Source organism: Streptomyces sp. NPDC054841 (assembly GCF_053611045.1).
On record NZ_JBSGZO010000168.1, the window covers coordinates 1 to 16,561 of the forward strand.

Below are 16,561 nucleotides of genomic sequence, written 5' to 3' on the forward strand. Positions count from 1 at the left end.
CCCCGTGAGGGATCAGGCAGGTGGCGCGTCGTGTCATGGCTATTGGCGGCGGTACGGATCGAGTGCCAGGGAGGCTATGTACGCCACCCGGCCCGGCTCACGGGCTCGTTGTGCCGGCCGTGCCCGCGTTCGCCTCGTCGGCTTCCTTCTGGGTGTCGGCGATGGAGCCCTCGATGTCGTCGACCGCCTTTTCGTGTTCGCGGTGGTCGGACCGGGCGTCGCCGGTGACGCGTTCGAAGGTTCTGTCGTCGAGGCCGTCGCAGGCTGCCGGCCGTCCGGCTGTCGTCGTCGCGGACTTCTCCAGCTGAGCCGTGAGAGCCTTCTTGCAGGCGGCGGGATCGGGCTCGGGGCCACTGCCGCAGGCGGTCAGCAAGGCGGTGGCGGCAGCAGTGGCAGCGACGGCGGTCATGGCGACGGCAAGGGTGTTGCGGCGCATCGTTCCCCCAGGATGTACGTGATGATCAAGGATCATCGTGGCACGACGGCGACGAAGCTTTGTCGCCGCCGGCGGACGACGGCCAGTGCTCCAGCAGGACGTGGAGTGCCTCGATCGTCCGGTCCCATGACGCCTGTACGTCACGGTCGGCCCGGAACCCCCCGCTCGCCTCCAGGCTGCTGTAACCGTGGAAGGTGCTGCGCAGCAGTCGTACGGCGTCGGTCAGGTCCGGCTCGGAGAGCCGGTAGGCGCGCATCATCGCGTAGGTGGACTCGATGATGCGCAGGTGCGCGGACGAGTCGGCGGCGACCTCCGGGTCGAGCGGCAGCTGCGTCGCCTGGTAGCGCCCGGGGTGCTCCAGTACGAACGTCCGGTACGCGCCGGCGAACGCGGTCAGGGCGTCCTTGCCCGCCCGGCCCGCGACCGCCGCCGAGATGCGGTCGGCGAAGTCGCGGGTGGCGAGGAGGGCGACCCGGGTCCGCAGGTCCGACACGCTCTTCACGTGCGAGTAGAGGCTCGCGTCCTTGACGCCGAAGTGCCGGGCCAGCGCGGACACCGTCACGTTCTCGAACCCGGCCTCGTCGGCGAGATCCGCCGCGGCCGTGACCACGCGCTCGGTGTTGAGTCCGGCACGAGCCATACGCCATCTCCGTCCATCAACCTAGGGAACTTAATCAATTGCCTAATACCTCTAGGCAATCGTAGCGTCACGAACATGAAGGCACTCACTGAGCAGGACATCCGCGCCTCGTTCGTCAACTGTTCGAAGGGGGAGGCCCTGCGCCTCACCCTGCCCCGCGACCTCGCCGAGCGGCCCTGGGGCGATCTGGACTTCCTCGGGTGGCGCGACCCCTCCGCCCCCGATCGCAGCTACCTCGTCGCCGAACGCGACGGCCGGCCCGTCGGTGTCTCGCTCCGCTTCCCGTCCCGGCAGCGGGGATACCTGCACCGCAGCATGTGCTCCCTGTGCCTGACCACCCATCCCGGGGACGGCGTCTCCCTGATGACGGCCCGCAAGGCGGGCCGGGCAGGCCGCGAGGGCAATTCCGTCGGGGCGTACATGTGCACCGACCTCGCCTGCTCCCTCTACGTACGGGGGATCAAGGTCCCGGTGCCCGGAGGCCGCTTCCAGGAGTCCCTCACGGTGGACGAGCAGATCGAGCGCACCCGGAACAACCTCTTCGGCTTCCTGGACCAGGTCTCCGGATGACTGGACCAGGTCTCCGGATGAGCTGAATGGGGCTCCGGGGGTGCGGGGTCGTGCGACGGGTGGGAAAACTGGAGGTATGGCTACCAAGGCACTCCTGGAGGGCGGCCCGGACGATCTGCAGGGAAAGATCGTGCCGATCACCCCGCCTGGCCAGGAGCTGAAGATTCCGCACCGCGGCGGTTACGAGCACTTCAAGGCCACGACACGGCACGAGGACAGCCCGGAGGGGCGGCTCACCGTGTACGAGTGGTGGGAGCGGACCGAGGTCGCTGAATAGCCGCCGGTCAGCAGGGGCTCGGCCAGGGTGGGACAGGTGGACTGCCGCCCTGGCGGTGTCTGTTGCACGCCGGTGACAGTTCCGCGATGGTCCAGGCAATCTTGAGCGGCGAAGATAAGCACATCGCCGCCCGCCGGACAGGGGAAGCGAACGGGGCGTGAATCCCGTTCAGAACCGGACGTGCCGCGGCGATTCTCTCGTCTCGTCGCAGTGCCTTCTGCAGTGCCTTCCGCAGTGCCTTCCGCAGTGCCTTTCGCCGTCCGCCGTCCGGCCATCCACCGGCAGCGCGGCCCTACAGATTCCTTGGGGGGAGTCCACCATGTCCGCACGCCTGTCCCGCCGCCTCGTCGCCGCCACCACCGTCACCGCCGCGGCCGCCATCGGCGCCACGCTCGTGCCGTTCACCGCCTACGCCGCTCCGGTGGATTCCAGCGCCGCGCCGCTGACGTTCTCCTCCGGTCTGCCGCAGCCCGCGGGTGCGCTGACCCGCGGGGGCGCGGGCAAGTCGTTCACGTTCACCGTGAAGAACGCGTCGGACAAGCCGCAGGACTACTGGGGTTCCGTCTTCGCCTCGGCGGAGGGGCCGGCACCGATCAACGCGAAGCAGGTGAAGTTCGACGTCGAGGAGCTCTCCGCGCCGGACACCGACTCCGGCTCCGGGTCCCAGGACCAGTCGATGGTGGGCGCCTTCTACCCGGCCGGCAAGGGACCCGCCACCGCGTTCAAGATCCCCGCCAAGGGCGAACTGAGCTGGAAGGTGACGGTCGCCCTCAGCAAGGACTACCCGTCGATCAACGGTGACCTCAAGGTGATGTTCGACGCCGGCCCCGACAAGGTGCAGGACGCGAGCGCCGGGAACGTGACGTTCGACGTGGACCCCGAGGGCAAGGGCGGCTCGCTGGAGGCGAAGTTCGGCGTCGGCAAGGACGACGTGCTCCAGCTGAACAAGACGACCGAGATCGACCTCTCCCTGCACTCCAAGGGCGCGGGCGTATACGACTACGGGCTCGGCACCTCGTTCGAGCTCGTCGGCCAGGACACCGTGCTCCCGAAGGTGGAGGTCAAGGTCTACGAGTACGGCCAGTGGGTGCGGCCGAAGCAGACGAGCGAGAACACCTGGGGTCTGCCGGTCCTCGACGGCGGCTTCGGTAACGGCGCCACGCACACCTACAAGCTGCGCCTGACCGTGAAGGACCTGAACGGCGTCAGCAAGGACACGACCGTGGGCCTGCGTGCGAGCACGCACCTGGTCGTCGGCAACACCTACCCGCTCGCGGGCGCCGACGCCGAGCTCCCGCTGAAGGTGGCGAAGGGCGGCACCAAGCCGTCCGCGACTCCGTCGCCGTCCACCGAGCCGTCGGCAACGGCCACCCCCTCCGCGTCGGCCGGCCCCTCGTCGACCTCGTCGGCCTCCTCGTCCGCCGCGGTCACCACCACGTCCGCCACCTCCGGCACGTCCGGCACGTCCGGTGGTACCGCCACGACGACCGGCGCCCTCGCCCGTACCGGCTCGTCCAGCACCACCTGGTACGCGGCCGGTGCCGCCGCCGTGCTGCTCGCCGCGGGCGGTGCGCTCACCGCGCTTCGGCTGCGCCGTCGCTGAGCCGCGACCTCGGCTCGGACGGGCTTCTGACGAGCCCGGCGGGGAAAATGGATTGGATCTTGCTCCGCATGGCGTAAGGTGGTGTTCACCGACGCGGGGTGGAGCAGCTCGGTAGCTCGCTGGGCTCATAACCCAGAGGTCGCAGGTTCAAATCCTGTCCCCGCTACTGAAGGCCGAAGGCCCGGGACCACATGGTCCCGGGCCTTCGGTGTTTTCGCGTACCCGGGCGGACCTTTGCGTCCACTCGCCTGCACTCGCGCCCACCCTCGCCCTCACACGCCCGCTCGCGCCGGCTCCCCTGCCCCTCTGTGAGACCCGGCTCGCTCTCGCTTGACCTTTACGTAACGTCAAGTTCTAGCGTGAAGGTCATGGAGTGGTCGATCCAGGAGATTGCCAGGAAAGCCGGTACGACGAGCCGCACGCTCAGGCATTACGGAGAGCTGGGGCTGCTCGCACCGAGCCGGATCGGCAGCAACGGTTACCGCTATTACGACCAGGACACCCTCGTCCGGTTGCAGCGGATTCTGCTGCTGCGCGAGCTGGGCCTCGGGCTGCCGGCGATCGCGCAGGTCCTGGAAGGCCAGCGGGACACGGCCGCCGCCCTGCGGACGCATCTGAGGCTGCTGGAGCAGGAGCGGGAGCGCATCGGGCGGCAGATCGCCTCGGTACGGACCACTCTCGACCGGACGGAGAAAGGAGAGGAACTCATGGCGGAAGAAGTCTTCGACGGCTTCGACCACACGCAGTACGAGCAGGAGGTCACCGAACGCTGGGGCCGCGAGGCGTACGAGAAGGGCGACCGCTGGTGGCGTTCGCTGAGCGCCAAGGAGAAGAAGGCGTTCCAGGACCGTCAGGTCGCGATCGCCCGTGACTTCGGGCAGGCTCTGAAGGACGGACTGGCGCCCGACAGCGACGAAGCACAGGCGATCGCGCAGCGGCAGTGCGAATGGCTGTCGGTGACGACCGCCCCGACCAGGTCGTACGTCATCGGGCTCGGCGAGATGTACGTCGCCGACCCGCGCTTCACGGCGAACTACGACCGGCACGGGGAGGGGACGGCTGTGTTCGTCCGTGACGCGATGAAGGTGTACGCGGAGCGCAACCTCAGCGACGACTGAGGCGCCTCCCGTCCGACGGTCGGACGGGAGCCGGTCACCAGGAGGGCCCCCTGGTGGCCGATCAGCCCGGACTGGTTCCGGCCGGCCCTGATGGGCACCGGCTGGTTCTTGCCGGTTCTTGCCGGTCCTGGCTGGTCCTGACTGGTCCGGTTGGCCGATGGTGAGTCGCTGAGCGGCGCGGCTCCGGCCAGCCTGAATGGGGCGCGGTACCGTCCGCAGCCGTGGGCGGACCTGGCAGGAGACCACTGGTGGGGCAGCGAGAAGGCGACAACGGACAGCGGCGGGACGGTGGCCGCAGGATGGTCCGGGTGCTGCCCTTCCTGCTGATCGTGGGCGGGATCTTCTTCGACCTGGGCACCCCGGAGTCGTACACCGCGTCGCCGCTCTTCGCCGCGGCACCGCTGGTCGCCGCCCCCTTCTTCTCGGCGCTGTTCACCCTGCTGACGGGAGTCGCCGCCGTCGCGGCGGTGGCCGGGCTGCATGCGTACAACGGCACCGTCTCCGACATCCCGGCCGTGACGGAGCTGCTGACCGTGTTCACGGTCTCCGTGCTGGCTCTCTTCATCAACCAGGTCGTACGCCGCAGCGGCGAGCGCCTCGCTTCCGCGCGCGTCATCGCGGAGGCCGCGCAGCGGGCCGTGCTGCCCACGCCGGCCGACCGGATCGGCGGGCTGCAGATCGCCGCGCGGTACGAGGCGGCGCAGGAGGACGCGTTCATCGGCGGGGACCTGTTCGCCGCGCAGGACACTCCGTACGGGGTGCGGCTGGTCGTCGGGGACGTACGGGGGAAGGGGCTGGACGCCGTCGAAGCGGTGGCCGTGATCCTCGGGGCGTTCCGGGAGGCCGCCGAGCAGGAGTCCTCGCTGGAGGGGGTGGCACAGCGGCTGGAGCGGGCGCTCGCCCGGGAGGGCATGCGTTCCGGGCTCGACGCGTTCGAGGGCTTCACCACCGCCGTGCTCGCCGAGATCCCCCACGAGGACGGAGCGGTCCGGATCCTCAACCGGGGCCACCCCCCGCCGCTCCTGCTGACCGCGGACGGCACGCTGGGCATGCTGGAGCCGCCCGAGATCTCGCTGCCGCTGGGCATGGGGGATCTGGGGGCCTCGCCGGACCGGGCGTACGAGACCCGGTACGCGGCCGGTGCCACGCTCCTGCTCTACACGGACGGGCTGACCGAGGCGCGTGACGCGCACGGCGTCTTCTACGATCCGGGCGAGCGGCTGGGCGGCCGGATCTTTTCCGGACCGGAGGAGCTGCTGGACGCGGTCGTCGCCGACGTACAGCGGCATACGGGCGGCGCGTCGACGGACGACATGGCGCTGTTGGCGGTCACCAGGCCCGGGGAACGGCAGCCGGAGCGGCGCAGGACGATGCCGGTGGTTCCGTGAACGGAACGCTGGGAACGCAGCGCCACGGACCGTAATCGAAACACAGCCCTCCGCATAACATTTGACTCACCGTCAGAAGGGCTGACCGGATTGAGGGGCAGTCAACTCGCCCGATTCGGTGCTGTTGTGCCTGAAAAGTCCAGGCCAATGTCGCTAACGATCACTGGGAAGAGCTTGGAATCCGCCCCCCGTGTCTATTAACGTTCGATAACGCAGCGCGGTCGTCACAGTCGTCGCAAGAGACGGCACCGTGCGCACGCGCCGAATCCCGCAAGGGAACCGGGGAACCACCTATTGGGGTGAATCGGGCACTTCGCAGTGCTCGTAGGAGACCTTCCTGCTCCGAACCCGTCAGCTAACCCGGTAGGCGATAAGGAAGGAAAGGAGAACGCCTCCGTGGCGTCCAACGAGCCTGCCCTCCAGGAACCTCCCACCAGCGAGTGGGTCCCCACCAACGAGTGGGCCCCGGCCACCGGGGCGGAGGAATGGAACCCGACCGAGGAATCGGTCCGTCCGGTCCGTGGCAGGCATCGCGTCGTCAAGCAGCGCAACGGACTCGCCCGGAGCTCCACCGTTCTCGGAGTCGGCGTCATCGCCGCGGTCGGCGCGGGCGGCATGGCCACCGCGCAGAACAAGCCGCCGGTCTCCATATCCCTCCCCGACGCCATCACGGACCACCTCCCGGACGCGGATTCGCTTCCCGGCGTGGGCTCCCTCCTCTCCTCGGACGACTCCGACTCGGAGAGCCGGAACAACGCACCGCTCACCGCCTTCTCCGTCGCCGACACGGCCGCGGACGACGGACAGGGCGCCGGTGACGCGGGCGAGGCCCTGCGTGCCCGGATCCTCCAGCAGGCGGAGCAGCAGCAGGCCGAGGTCGAGGCCGAGGCGAAGGCAGCCGCGGAGAAGGCCGCCGCCGAGAAGGCCGCGGCGGAGGCGAAGGCGCAGCAGACCGCGGCCGAGACCGCCGCCGAGGCCGCGGCCGCCAAGGCCGCCGAGGCGAAGCGGCTGGCCGAGGAGGAGGCCGCGCGCAAGGCGGAGGCCGAGCGGCTCGCCAAGCTCGCCGCGAGCTACTCCCTGCCGACGTCCTCGTACACGATCACCTCGACCTTCGGCCAGGCCGGTTCGATGTGGTCCTCCGGCTACCACACCGGCCTCGACTTCGCGGCGCCCACGGGCACGCCGGCGAAGGCCGTGCACGGAGGCACCGTCAAGTCGGCGGGCTGGTCCGGGTCGTACGGCTACCGCATCGTGCTGGAGCTCGAGGACGGCACCGAGGTCTGGTACTGCCACCTGTCGTCGATGACCGTCGGCGTGGGGCAGACCGTCGGGACGGGCGAGACCATCGGGCGCGTCGGCGCGACCGGCAATGTCACCGGACCGCATCTGCACCTGGAGGTGCACACCCCGGGCGGCGACGGCATCGACCCGATGGCGTGGCTGCGCGACAAGGGGCTCTCCGTCTAGTGCCGTGGCCGGAAAGGTTTGCCGGGAAGCTCGCGGCGTCCGGTGCGGTGCATCGCAAGGCGGAGTATCGCCCTCGTACTGGGCGTACTTGGGTGATGCGACAACGCAGCGAGGTGCCGTGCAGGGCGTCGCGAGCCGGTGAACCGTTCCGGCCACGACACTAGGTCCTGTCCGCCCGGACTGGGCCTAGGAGGACCTGTCCGGGCCTGGGCCCGGACTGGGCCATGGTCCTGGTCCGCCGGGTTCGTACTCGAGTCACCGGCAGCTCTGGCGCACCCCCCCGACGCCTGGGCTGCCGGTTTTTCGTGCCGCGGTGCGGTCCGCGACGCCGCGGCGATCCGCGTTCTCCGCTACCTCCGGTACGGGTTGTAGCCGTCGTAGTCCAGATACGGCGGTGGCTGCCACACCTGGCCCGTCGCGCGGGCCGCGTACGTGAGGGCCGGGCCCGCGACGCTCCTGCGCTGCCAGAGATGATGGAGCAGCTCCTGCTCGCGGGCGACGAAGTCCGGGCCCCCCGCGCCGCGCTGGGCCCGGTGGCGCAGGAAGGCCAGCGAGGTCGCGAAGGCCTCGTACTCGGAGACGGCGCGGGCGGCCGCCGGGCCCTGGGTACGGCCGGCCATGTCGCGGGCCACCGTGCGCGCTCGCATGGAGGACAGGGCGAGCGGCTCGGCAGGGGCGAGCCAGCCGGCCGCCGCGTACGCGGGCAGCTCGGCCGCGACCGTACGCAGCTCGCGCTGCCGGGTCCAGATCGCCAGCCAGGTCAGCAGCCCGAACGCCGGCACCATGAACGCCGCGTACACGGCGTAGAACCCGAACGGGCCGAACCTCGCCGAGCCGTTCCACAGCGCGTGCATGCCCATCGCGAGGGTGAGACCGAGCAGCGGCAACACGGTCCTGCGGAACCTCCGGCGCCGGGCCGTGATCGCCGCGAGGCCGAACCCGATGCCCGTCAGCACCGTGAACAGCGGATGCGCGAACGGCGACATCACGATCCGTACGAAGAAGGTCGCGGCGGTGACGGACGCGAAGCCGGACGTGCCGAACGCCTGGTCCTCACCGAAGGCGTTGCCGAGATACAGGATGTTCTCGGTGAAGGCGAAGCCGGTCGCGGTGAAGCCGGCGACGACGACGCCGTCGACGATGCCGGTGAAGTCCCGTCTGCGGAAGAGGAAGAGGAGCAGCACGGCGGCCGCCTTGGCGCTCTCCTCCACGACCGGGGCGATGACGGTCGCGCCGATCGTGTCCGCGTGCGACGGATCGGCGGTCGCGGTGGCTATCCACTGGGTCGCGAACGAGTTCGCGATGATCGCGACAAGGGCAGCCGCGCAGGCGCCCCAGGCGAAGGCGAAGAGGAGATTCCGCCACGGGCCCGGCTCGACCCGGTCCAGCCAGCGGAACGCCGCCATCAGCAGCGGGACGGGCAGCACGGCGAGGCCGAGGCCGACCAGAAAGCCCTCGGTGCCGGTCTGTTCGCGGACCAGCGCGAGGATGACCAGACCGGACAGCGCGAGCAGGGTGATCAGGGTCCCGGCGCGTACGGTCTTGCTGCGCCAGAAGTCGCGGCGCGGCTTGTAGCGCCAGCGCGCACGCTCGGGTACGGCGTCGAACAGCGGCTGTTCGTCGCAGGCCGGGACGGCCGGGCGAGCGGCCAGATGCGGCTGCGGGGACCAGTCGGACACCCGATGACCCTAACGAGGGGCACTGACAGCGCGCGATGGTGTTATCGGCCCCGGGCGGTGGCAGCGGCGGTCGGGACCTTGATCATTGCGGTGTTACCGGCGGTCGGGGCCTTGAACGTCGCGGTGTTACCGGCGGTCGGGAGCCAGGCCGTTGTGGAGCTGCCGGCCGTGGGTGTCACCGGCTCCGGCGGCGGAAGAGCAGATCGTGCACCACATGGCCCTTGTCGAGGCCCTGGCCCTCGAAGCGGGTCAGCGGGCGGAAGGCGGGGCGGGGCGCGTAGCCGCCGTCCGCCTGGGTGTTCTCGAAGTCCGGGTGAGCGGTGAGGACCTCGAGCATCTGCTCGGCGTACGGCTCCCAGTCGGTCGCGCAGTGCAGGACCGAGCCCGGCTTCATCCGGCTCGCCGCGAGGGTGAGGAATTCGGGCTGGATCAGCCGGCGCTTGTGGTGGCGCTTCTTGGGCCAGGGGTCCGGGAAGTAGACCCGCAGCCCGTCGAGCGCGTCCGGCGTGAGCATCTCGCGGAGCAGGATGATCGCGTCACCGTTGGCCACGCGGACGTTGGTCAGACCCGTACGCTCCGCGAGCCCGAGCAGATTGCCCTGGCCCGGCGTGTGCACGTCGACGGCGAGGATGCCGGTGCCGGGGTCCGCCGCGGCCATCTGCGCGGTCGCCTCGCCCATCCCGAAGCCGATCTCCAGGACGACCGGCAGCCCGTCGAACATCTCGTCGAGGTCGAGGACGCGCAGTCCGTCGATGTCCAGCCCCCACGTGGGCCACAGCCGCAGCAGCGCATCGCCCTGCCCCGCGGTCACCCGGCTCCTGCGCGGCTGGAAGCTGCGGATCCGTCGCTCGTGGTGCGACCCGGCCGGATCGGCGGCGGGCCCGCCGGGAAACCGCGGCTCGCCCTTGGCCCGGGTGATGACGACGCGCGCGTCGCTGACATGGGGGCCTTCGGTGGTGACGTTCTCGAACTCAGACACAATGCCCCGATTGTACGGCGCGGGCCGTGACCGGGGCCCCGCCCGGACCCCGCGCTGCCGCCCCCCGGACCTCGCGCCACCGCCCCCCGGACCCCGTACCCCGTACCTCAGTCTCCCCCCTGTGCCCTGCGGGCACGGGGAGACCCCAGCGGGGCTCAGAATGAGCCCATCCGGTCCGGGCCCGCCCTCACGTGATGTGCGCCAACACTCGCTTCGCCACCTCGCGGCCGATCGGGAGGGACGCCGTCGCCGCCGGGGAGGGCGCGTTCAGTACGTGGACCGTGCGGCGGGCCTCCTTGATCAGGAAGTCGTCCACGAGGGTGCCGTCCCGGAGCACCGCCTGGGCCCGCACCCCCGCGGCCGTCGGCCGCAGATCGTCCTCCGTGACGGCGGGCAGGAGCCGGCGGACCGCCGTGGTGAAGGCGCTCTTGGAGAGGGAGCGGTGCAGTTCGCCCGCGCCGTAGCGCCAGTGGCGGCGGGCGATGCTCCAGGAGCCGGGCCAGCTCAGCGTGGCCGCGAGCTCGCGCGGGTGGACCGTGGACCAGTCGTAGCCCTCGCGGGCCAGGGCCGGGACCGCGTTCGGTCCCACGTGGACGCCGCCCTCGATGCCCCGGGTGAGGTGGACCCCAAGGAAGGGGAATGCCGGATCCGGCACCGGGTACACCAGGCCACGCACCAGCTCGGGGCGCGCCAGCTCGTAGTACTCACCACGGAACGGGACGATCCGCATGCCCGGCTCGTCGCCCGCCAGCTGCGCCACCCGGTCGCAATGCAGCCCCGCGCAGTTCACCATGGCCCGGGCGCGGACGATCCTCCCGGAGGCCGTACGGACCGCGACACCCCAGGGCCGCCGGTCGACCGCCCGAACCTCCTCGCCGTAAAGGATCTCCGCGCCCGATGCGCCGGAGGCCTCCGCGAGCTGCGCCGCGACCGCACCGAAGTCGCACACCCCGGTCGTCCCGACCTGGATCGCCGCGAGTCCCCGCACCTGCGGCTCGTACTCCGTGATCTGCGCCGGGCCCAGCTCGCGCACCGGGATCCCGTTCTCCCTGCCGCGCTGGACCAGGGCGTGCAGCCGGGGCAACTCCTCGCGCCCGGTGGCGACGATCAGCTTGCCGGTGACCTCATGCGCAATTCCGTACTCCGCGCAGAACTTGACCATCTCCGCAGCCCCGCGCACGGCGAAACGTGCCTTCAGCGACCCCGGCCGGTAGTAGATCCCGCTGTGGATCACTCCGCTGTTCCGGCCGGTCTGGTGCCGGGCGGGGCCCGACTCCTTCTCCAGCACCACCACGGAGGTGCCCGGCGCCGCGCGCGTCAGGGCATACGCCGTCGAGAGGCCGACGATCCCGCCACCGATCACCAGCACGTCGCAGTCGTACGCCGCCGTCATCACACACCTCCCACCCAGGCTGCGCCGTCCCACGTGGCGCGGCACCTGATCGCGGCCGCGCCGCGGCCCGACCCCCCGATGATGCACTGGCCCACCGACAATCGCGTTAAACCAGGTGGGACACGCCTCACGTGAGTCGTACGGCTCACGCCGGAGCCATCAGCAGCGGCCTGGCCCGCTCCCGAAGCTCCGCCACTCGCGGCTCGTCCCCGTACGGCTCCAGCCGGTGCAGCAGATCCCGTACGTACTCCGTCGTACGCGCGGACGAAATCCGGCCCGCGACCTCCACCGCCCGGGTGCCCGCCGCGCAGGCCGCGTCCAGGTTTCCCGACTCCAGTTCGGCCACGGCGCTCACCACCAGGCGCAGCCCGTGCGAGCGGACGAACTCCTCCGTCGGCCGGGACAGCGCCTGCTCCGTGAAGCGCCGCACCTGCCGCGGCGCCTTCAGGTCCCGGTAGCACTCGGCGGCGTCGGCCGCGAACCGGTCGTACGAGTAGAAGCCCAGCCAGGACGGGTCCGCGTCGCCCTCCCGGGAACGCTCCAGCCACGCCTCCGCGGCCCTCAGCGCCGCTCCGGCCGCGGCCGCGTCGCTCGCCTTCGCGTGCGCCCTCGCCTCCACCAGCCGGAAGAAGCTCATCGTCCGGGCGGTGGCCAGCCCGCGGTTGCGCTCCACGGCCGCCTGCGCCAGGTCCACGCCCTCGTCGGCGAAGCCCCGGTACGTGGCCTGCAGCGACATGGAGGCCAGGACATAGCCGCCGAGCGGTACGTCTGCGGCGGCCCGCGCGAGCCGCAGCGCCTGGATGTAGTACCGCTGTGCCGCCTCCTGCTGGCCCGTGTCGAAGGCCATCCAGCCCGCCAGCCGGGTCAGCTCCGCGGTCGCGCCGAACAGTGCCCGGCCGACCTCGTCCGAGTACGAACCGAGCAGCAGCGGCGCCGCGTCGACCCGTAAGCACTCCGGGACCATCGACGAACGCCAGTCGCCGCCGCCGTACTTGGAGTCCCAGCGCCGGGCGTCCTCCGCCGCCTCGCGCAGCTTGGCGACGTCGCTGTGGCCCACGCGGACATGGCCGTCCTCGGGGACGTCCGTGCCTTCCGTGCCTTCCGCGCCCGCCCCGCCTGCTGAGCCTGCAGTGCCTTCGAAGGTTCGCTCCACCGACGAGTCGGCCGGGGTTATCAGCCAGCGGGACGCGGGCGTCGCGTACGCGCTCACCGCGAAGGAGCCCGCGAGCGACTGCCAGATCCCGCCGCCGCCGGCCCGCCGGCCCGCCAGATCCAGCCGGTACAGCTCGGTGGCCGACTTCACCGCCTCGCCCACATCGCGCGGGAAGGCGAGCCCGACCTCGGGGGCCGGATCGGCGTCCGCGAGCCCGATCTCGTGCAGCGGCACCGGGCGGCCCAGCTTCTGCCCGATGGCGGCGGCGATGAGATGGGGCGCGGCGCCCTGCGGCACCATGCCCTTCGACACCCACCTGGCCACCGACGTCTTGTCGTAGCGAAGGGTCAGACCGCGCTGCGCTCCGAGGTCGTTGACCCGCCGGGCGAGACCGGCGTTGCTGATTCCCGCGAGGGCGAGAACGGTGCCGAGCTTTTCGTTCGGCCCGCGTTGCTCCCTGGACATGCGCCACCCCTCGACACACAGACGGCCGCCGGGCGTCCGTGTCCGGCGTTCGTGCTGCTTTCTCCCCGTAGGACAACCCCACGAATCCCGGCCGCAAGAGCGCGTGGCCGAGCCCCTCGGAATATGCACCCCCCGCGGAGAACAGCAGTGACACACAGGGTAGTTCGCCGCATCCCGACCGTTAAGAGGCGGTGTTCCGTATGGCGAGATTGTTGTGTGTTCGACGGACGGAGGGCCGCTGGGGCGTGCTCCGGGTGTGTGGCCGTGCGCCCGCCCGTGCGCTCTCGTCCGGCCGGAACGGGAGCGCTTGCATGAGTGCTGCGTGGGTCGGCCCGCTGGCTAGGGATCCAGTGGGCTGGGGGACACCGCCGTCTCAATCCCCGCGGGCGGCGGACCGGTCCGGGAGGTGAACAGCGCCTCCCGGACTGTGCGTCTGTGCGGGTGTCTGTACGGATGTCCGGTTCCGTGATGCCCGGAGATTGGCTGAATGTCGCCCTTCCGTCGGGCGGCTTCCGGGGTTTGCCGGCGGCACCGCGATCGGTTCGCGGTCTGTGCGCGGTCGGTTCGCAGTCGGTCGGCGGGTTGCTGCGAGGCCGGATCGAGGCCGCATGTCGGGGGTAATGCCGACCGTCGGCAAATGGCCAATGCCAGGGGCGCGTTCACTTTTTGCGCGCGCGACCCGGAGCCCCTCCTGTGCGCTGTTGTCGTGGCAGCATGTCTTCATCGGGTGTGCCGAATCAGGTGTGCCGAGGGTTGTCCACAGGCTGTGGAGGCGCGATGCGGTGGCTGGTGGGGTGGAGCAGTATTGCCGCAAGCTTCGGCACGGCGGGCGCCGTGGGTACCCGGTCCTCCGATCCCGGCGAAGCGAGCCGCACTGTTCACCCCGTCGGCGCACAGCTCCTGTGGGGAGATCCCGATCCGCTCTGGGCCGTCGGCGACTGGCGGCCCGACGAGATCCGCGTCGTCACCGTCGACCCTCCCCCTGGCTCAGCCGGGGGGACCCCCGTCACCCGCCTTGCCGTACTGGGCTGTTGCGCCGCCGGCGACGAGGAGCTGCGCGTCGGGCTCTTCGCGGCGCGCGGCGGGGCGCTGCGCCATCTCACCGCCTGGGCCGGCAGCTATACCGCGGTCGTCCAGGTCGGCCGCCGGATCACCATCGCCGGTGACCTGGCCGGCGCGCGGCCCGTCTTCTACACGCCCTGGGCCAACGGCACGGCGTACGCCACGGCCGCGCTGCCCCTGGCCGACCTCATCGAGGCCCAGCTCGACATCGGGCACCTCGCCGCGCTGCTCGCCTGCCCGGAAACCCCCGAGGCGCTGCGCGACTCCACCCCGTACGCGGGGGTCAAGCGGATCCCGCCCGGCCACGCGCTGATCCTGCGTGAAGGCTCACGCGAGATCGCCGGGTACGAGCCGGTCGCCTCGCTCGCCGTCGCCGCGCCCCAACTCGACACGCGCCGGGCGGTGGACGCGATGCGGGACGCGCTCGTCGACGCCGTACGCGCGAGACTCACCGCGCCCCGGCACGCGCCCGAGACACTGCCGCCCGACCCCGGGCCCGTGCCCGGGATGGGCCCGGCGGAACGGCGCGCGGCACGGGGCGCGCCCGCTCCCGGCATCGGCGCGGACCTCTCCGGAGGCGTCGCTTCCGGGACCCTCGCGCTGCTCGCCGCCGGGCTGCCCGGGGTGCCCGGCACGATACTCGGCCACGGCACGGGCGCCGGGGAGCGGCTGCTGGCCGTGACCTTCAACGACTTGGCCACGCCGCAGGGCCGGGAGGCCGAGATGGAGCGTGCTCGGGCCATCGCCGCGAACCCGAGGCTGCACCACGTGGTCGTCGCGGCGGGCGAGGACGCACTGCCGTACGCCGGCCTCGAAGGACCGCTGACCGATGAGCCCGGCCCCTCGCTCGTCGAGGCCGAACGCAACAGGAGGCGGCTGGCGTCCGGCAGCGCCGACCACTTCACGGGGCTGGGTGCCCGCCAGGTGCTGGACGCGCATCCGGCGCGGCTCGCGGACCTGCTGATGGACCGCCGGCGGCGGCCGCTGCTCCGTCCCTTCTCGGCGCTGGCCCGCGCGTCCGGTCCGTCCGCGGGCTCGCTCCTCGTCCCCCTGACGGTCTACCGGGCGGCGCGGCGGCTCGCCCGTACGCCGTACCGGACCGGGCTCGAGTCGGCGGCGGCCCGCCTGCCGGAGGCGAACCGTGCCGCGACAGCGGTGAACGGGCCCCTCGGTGCGTCCCTGGCGGCCCTCACGTGGTCCCGGCCGGGACCGGCGGCGCGATGGCTCACGGGCGAGGCGCTCGCTGAAGTATCGGTTCGCCTGCAGGAGGCGGCGACGCGGCCGACGTCGGTGCAGCGTCCGGGGGAGGCGCGGGCACGCGCCGCGCTCGCGAGGCACGCCGCGGATCACCGGGTGCTGGAGCAGGCCGCGGAGGTGCGCAGCCAGCGGCTGCACGCGCCGTTCCTCGACAACCAGGTCGTACGGGCCGCGCGCGATCTGCCCGAGGCGCTCCGGGTGCAGCCCGGGGCACGGGCCGAGGTCCTGCGCGCCGTGCTCGCGGGCGCGGGCATCCACGATCTGCCGCCGGGCTGGGGCGCGCCGTCCCATGCGGCGTCGACGGCCGCGACGCGGGCGGGCCTGCGGGTCTCCCTGCCGGAGCTGATCGGGCTGTTCGACACGCCGCTGCTCGCCGACGCGGGGCTGGTGGAGGCGCGAGTCGTCCGCAAGGCCCTGCGGGCGGCGTCGGAGGGCGAGCCGGTCCCGCTGGACGGCCTCGCGGATCTGGTCTCCACGGAGCTCTGGCTCCGGCGGCTGCTGGCGCGGCGGGGCACATGCTGGACGGGGACGGCGGCGCCGCGGCAGCGGGCGGTGGCGGCGGGGGTGCCGCCGAGGCGGACGTTGCAGGCGTAGGCCCTTCCGGGGGGTGCGGGGTGCCTCCGGCGGGGGTGCGGTGCGCTTCCGGCGGGGTGTGGGGTGACGGTGTGCCCTCTGCCGTGGGCGTGGCCGGTGTGTCCGTCCTCAAGTGCCGGACGGGCTTGGGGCGCCCGGTACCGCGGGTGACCCGGTGTGTCCGTCCTCAATCGCCGGACGGGCTCGGTGCGGCTGCTGCCGGTGGGGGGTGGGGCTGGGCCCCTCCGGGCTCGACTCCTCGGGGCGGCATCCGGCCCGGGACCTATGTGCCCCGGCACGATGCCACCCCTGCGGGGCCGACCCTGCACGGCCCCGCCCCGGGCCGTCGCCCGACTGCGGGTCGTGGGTGGTGGGTTCCGGTTCGGCTTTGGTCGTCGGTCGGGTGCGGCTAAGGGCTGTCCCGTAATCCCCGGTGGATCAGCGCGCGGCGTCAGATGCGGTGCATCGCAAGGCGGAGGGTCGTCCTCATACTGGGCGTAT

13 protein-coding genes, 1 tRNA gene and 1 riboswitch are annotated in these 16,561 nt (G+C 71.8%); of the genes, 8 read left to right on the forward strand and 6 right to left on the reverse strand.

All coding sequences use genetic code 11. The features are described 5' to 3' along the window. Positions 1 to 97: 97 nt before the first annotated feature. Positions 98 to 436: a hypothetical protein gene (locus ACWGI8_RS22265; RefSeq protein WP_453663279.1), complete on the reverse strand. Its 339-nt coding sequence runs from the start codon at positions 434 to 436 to the stop codon at positions 98 to 100. Positions 437 to 461: 25 nt separating this feature from the next. Then, a complete protein-coding gene (locus ACWGI8_RS22270) occupies positions 462 to 1,076 on the reverse strand; it encodes a TetR/AcrR family transcriptional regulator (protein WP_453663281.1) in 615 nt (204 codons plus the stop codon). A gap of 75 nt (positions 1,077 to 1,151) precedes the next feature. Between ACWGI8_RS22270 and ACWGI8_RS22275 the strand changes: the two genes are divergently transcribed. From ACWGI8_RS22275 to ACWGI8_RS22305, 7 genes are all read left to right on the forward strand, one after another. Continuing rightward, a complete protein-coding gene (locus ACWGI8_RS22275; RefSeq protein ID WP_453663283.1) occupies positions 1,152 to 1,646 on the forward strand; it encodes an FBP domain-containing protein in 495 nt (164 codons plus the stop codon). A 76-nt stretch (positions 1,647 to 1,722) separates the two neighbouring features. Further along, positions 1,723 to 1,923 carry a DUF5988 family protein gene (locus ACWGI8_RS22280; RefSeq protein WP_453663284.1) on the forward strand — a complete coding sequence of 67 codons (201 nt, stop codon included), beginning with the start codon at positions 1,723 to 1,725 and terminating at the stop codon, positions 1,921 to 1,923. 319 nt (positions 1,924 to 2,242) lie between these two features. Next, positions 2,243 to 3,526, forward strand: a complete 1,284-nt coding sequence (locus ACWGI8_RS22285) for a hypothetical protein (protein ID WP_453663285.1) — start codon at positions 2,243 to 2,245, stop codon at positions 3,524 to 3,526. Between the two features lie 92 nt (positions 3,527 to 3,618). Next, positions 3,619 to 3,692 (forward strand) — tRNA-Met (locus ACWGI8_RS22290). A 202-nt stretch (positions 3,693 to 3,894) separates the two neighbouring features. After that, positions 3,895 to 4,644, forward strand: coding sequence for a MerR family transcriptional regulator (locus ACWGI8_RS22295; RefSeq protein ID WP_453663287.1), 750 nt, complete (start codon positions 3,895 to 3,897; stop codon positions 4,642 to 4,644). Positions 4,645 to 4,943: 299 nt separating this feature from the next. Further along, positions 4,944 to 6,032: a PP2C family protein-serine/threonine phosphatase gene (locus ACWGI8_RS22300; RefSeq protein WP_453663297.1), complete on the forward strand. Its 1,089-nt coding sequence runs from the start codon at positions 4,944 to 4,946 to the stop codon at positions 6,030 to 6,032. 249 nt (positions 6,033 to 6,281) lie between these two features. Next, positions 6,282 to 6,417: riboswitch (cyclic di-AMP (ydaO/yuaA leader) on the forward strand. An 11-nt stretch (positions 6,418 to 6,428) separates the two neighbouring features. After that, positions 6,429 to 7,499, forward strand: a complete 1,071-nt coding sequence (locus tag ACWGI8_RS22305) for a M23 family metallopeptidase (protein WP_453663288.1) — start codon at positions 6,429 to 6,431, stop codon at positions 7,497 to 7,499. A gap of 350 nt (positions 7,500 to 7,849) precedes the next feature. Here ACWGI8_RS22305 and ACWGI8_RS22310 read toward each other — a convergent pair whose 3' ends face one another. The 4 genes from ACWGI8_RS22310 to ACWGI8_RS22325 form a co-directional block, all read right to left on the reverse strand. Continuing rightward, positions 7,850 to 9,178 carry a PrsW family intramembrane metalloprotease gene (locus ACWGI8_RS22310; protein WP_453663289.1) on the reverse strand — a complete coding sequence of 443 codons (1,329 nt, stop codon included), beginning with the start codon at positions 9,176 to 9,178 and terminating at the stop codon, positions 7,850 to 7,852. 175 nt (positions 9,179 to 9,353) lie between these two features. Then, a complete protein-coding gene (trmB, locus tag ACWGI8_RS22315; protein ID WP_453663290.1) occupies positions 9,354 to 10,157 on the reverse strand; it encodes a tRNA (guanosine(46)-N7)-methyltransferase TrmB in 804 nt (267 codons plus the stop codon). A gap of 187 nt (positions 10,158 to 10,344) precedes the next feature. Further along, complete coding sequence (gene lhgO, locus ACWGI8_RS22320; protein ID WP_453663291.1) at positions 10,345 to 11,550, reverse strand: L-2-hydroxyglutarate oxidase; 1,206 nt, start codon at positions 11,548 to 11,550, stop codon at positions 10,345 to 10,347. Positions 11,551 to 11,695: 145 nt separating this feature from the next. Next, a complete protein-coding gene (locus ACWGI8_RS22325; protein ID WP_453663293.1) occupies positions 11,696 to 13,168 on the reverse strand; it encodes an MFS transporter in 1,473 nt (490 codons plus the stop codon). A 777-nt stretch (positions 13,169 to 13,945) separates the two neighbouring features. Between ACWGI8_RS22325 and ACWGI8_RS22330 the strand changes: the two genes are divergently transcribed. Beyond that, entirely contained in the window at positions 13,946 to 16,081 is a 2,136-nt protein-coding gene (locus ACWGI8_RS22330) for an asparagine synthase-related protein (protein WP_453663295.1), read from the forward strand. Positions 16,082 to 16,561: the final 480 nt, after the last annotated feature.

Excerpts from the sequence above, each read along its gene's own strand:
- ACWGI8_RS22265 (WP_453663279.1), bottom strand. The coding sequence starts at position 436 with ATGCGCCGCAACACCCTTGCCGTCGCCATGACCGCCGTCGCTGCCACT.
- ACWGI8_RS22270 (WP_453663281.1), bottom strand. The coding sequence starts at position 1,076 with ATGGCTCGTGCCGGACTCAACACCGAGCGCGTGGTCACGGCCGCGGCG.
- lhgO (WP_453663291.1), bottom strand. The coding sequence starts at position 11,550 with ATGACGGCGGCGTACGACTGCGACGTGCTGGTGATCGGTGGCGGGATC.
- ACWGI8_RS22280 (WP_453663284.1), top strand. The coding sequence starts at position 1,723 with ATGGCTACCAAGGCACTCCTGGAGGGCGGCCCGGACGATCTGCAGGGA.
- ACWGI8_RS22325 (WP_453663293.1), bottom strand. The coding sequence starts at position 13,168 with ATGTCCAGGGAGCAACGCGGGCCGAACGAAAAGCTCGGCACCGTTCTC.
- ACWGI8_RS22330 (WP_453663295.1), top strand. The coding sequence starts at position 13,946 with ATGCGGTGGCTGGTGGGGTGGAGCAGTATTGCCGCAAGCTTCGGCACG.
- ACWGI8_RS22295 (WP_453663287.1), top strand. The coding sequence starts at position 3,895 with ATGGAGTGGTCGATCCAGGAGATTGCCAGGAAAGCCGGTACGACGAGC.
- ACWGI8_RS22285 (WP_453663285.1), top strand. The coding sequence starts at position 2,243 with ATGTCCGCACGCCTGTCCCGCCGCCTCGTCGCCGCCACCACCGTCACC.
- ACWGI8_RS22300 (WP_453663297.1), top strand. The coding sequence starts at position 4,944 with ATGGTCCGGGTGCTGCCCTTCCTGCTGATCGTGGGCGGGATCTTCTTC.
- ACWGI8_RS22275 (WP_453663283.1), top strand. The coding sequence starts at position 1,152 with ATGAAGGCACTCACTGAGCAGGACATCCGCGCCTCGTTCGTCAACTGT.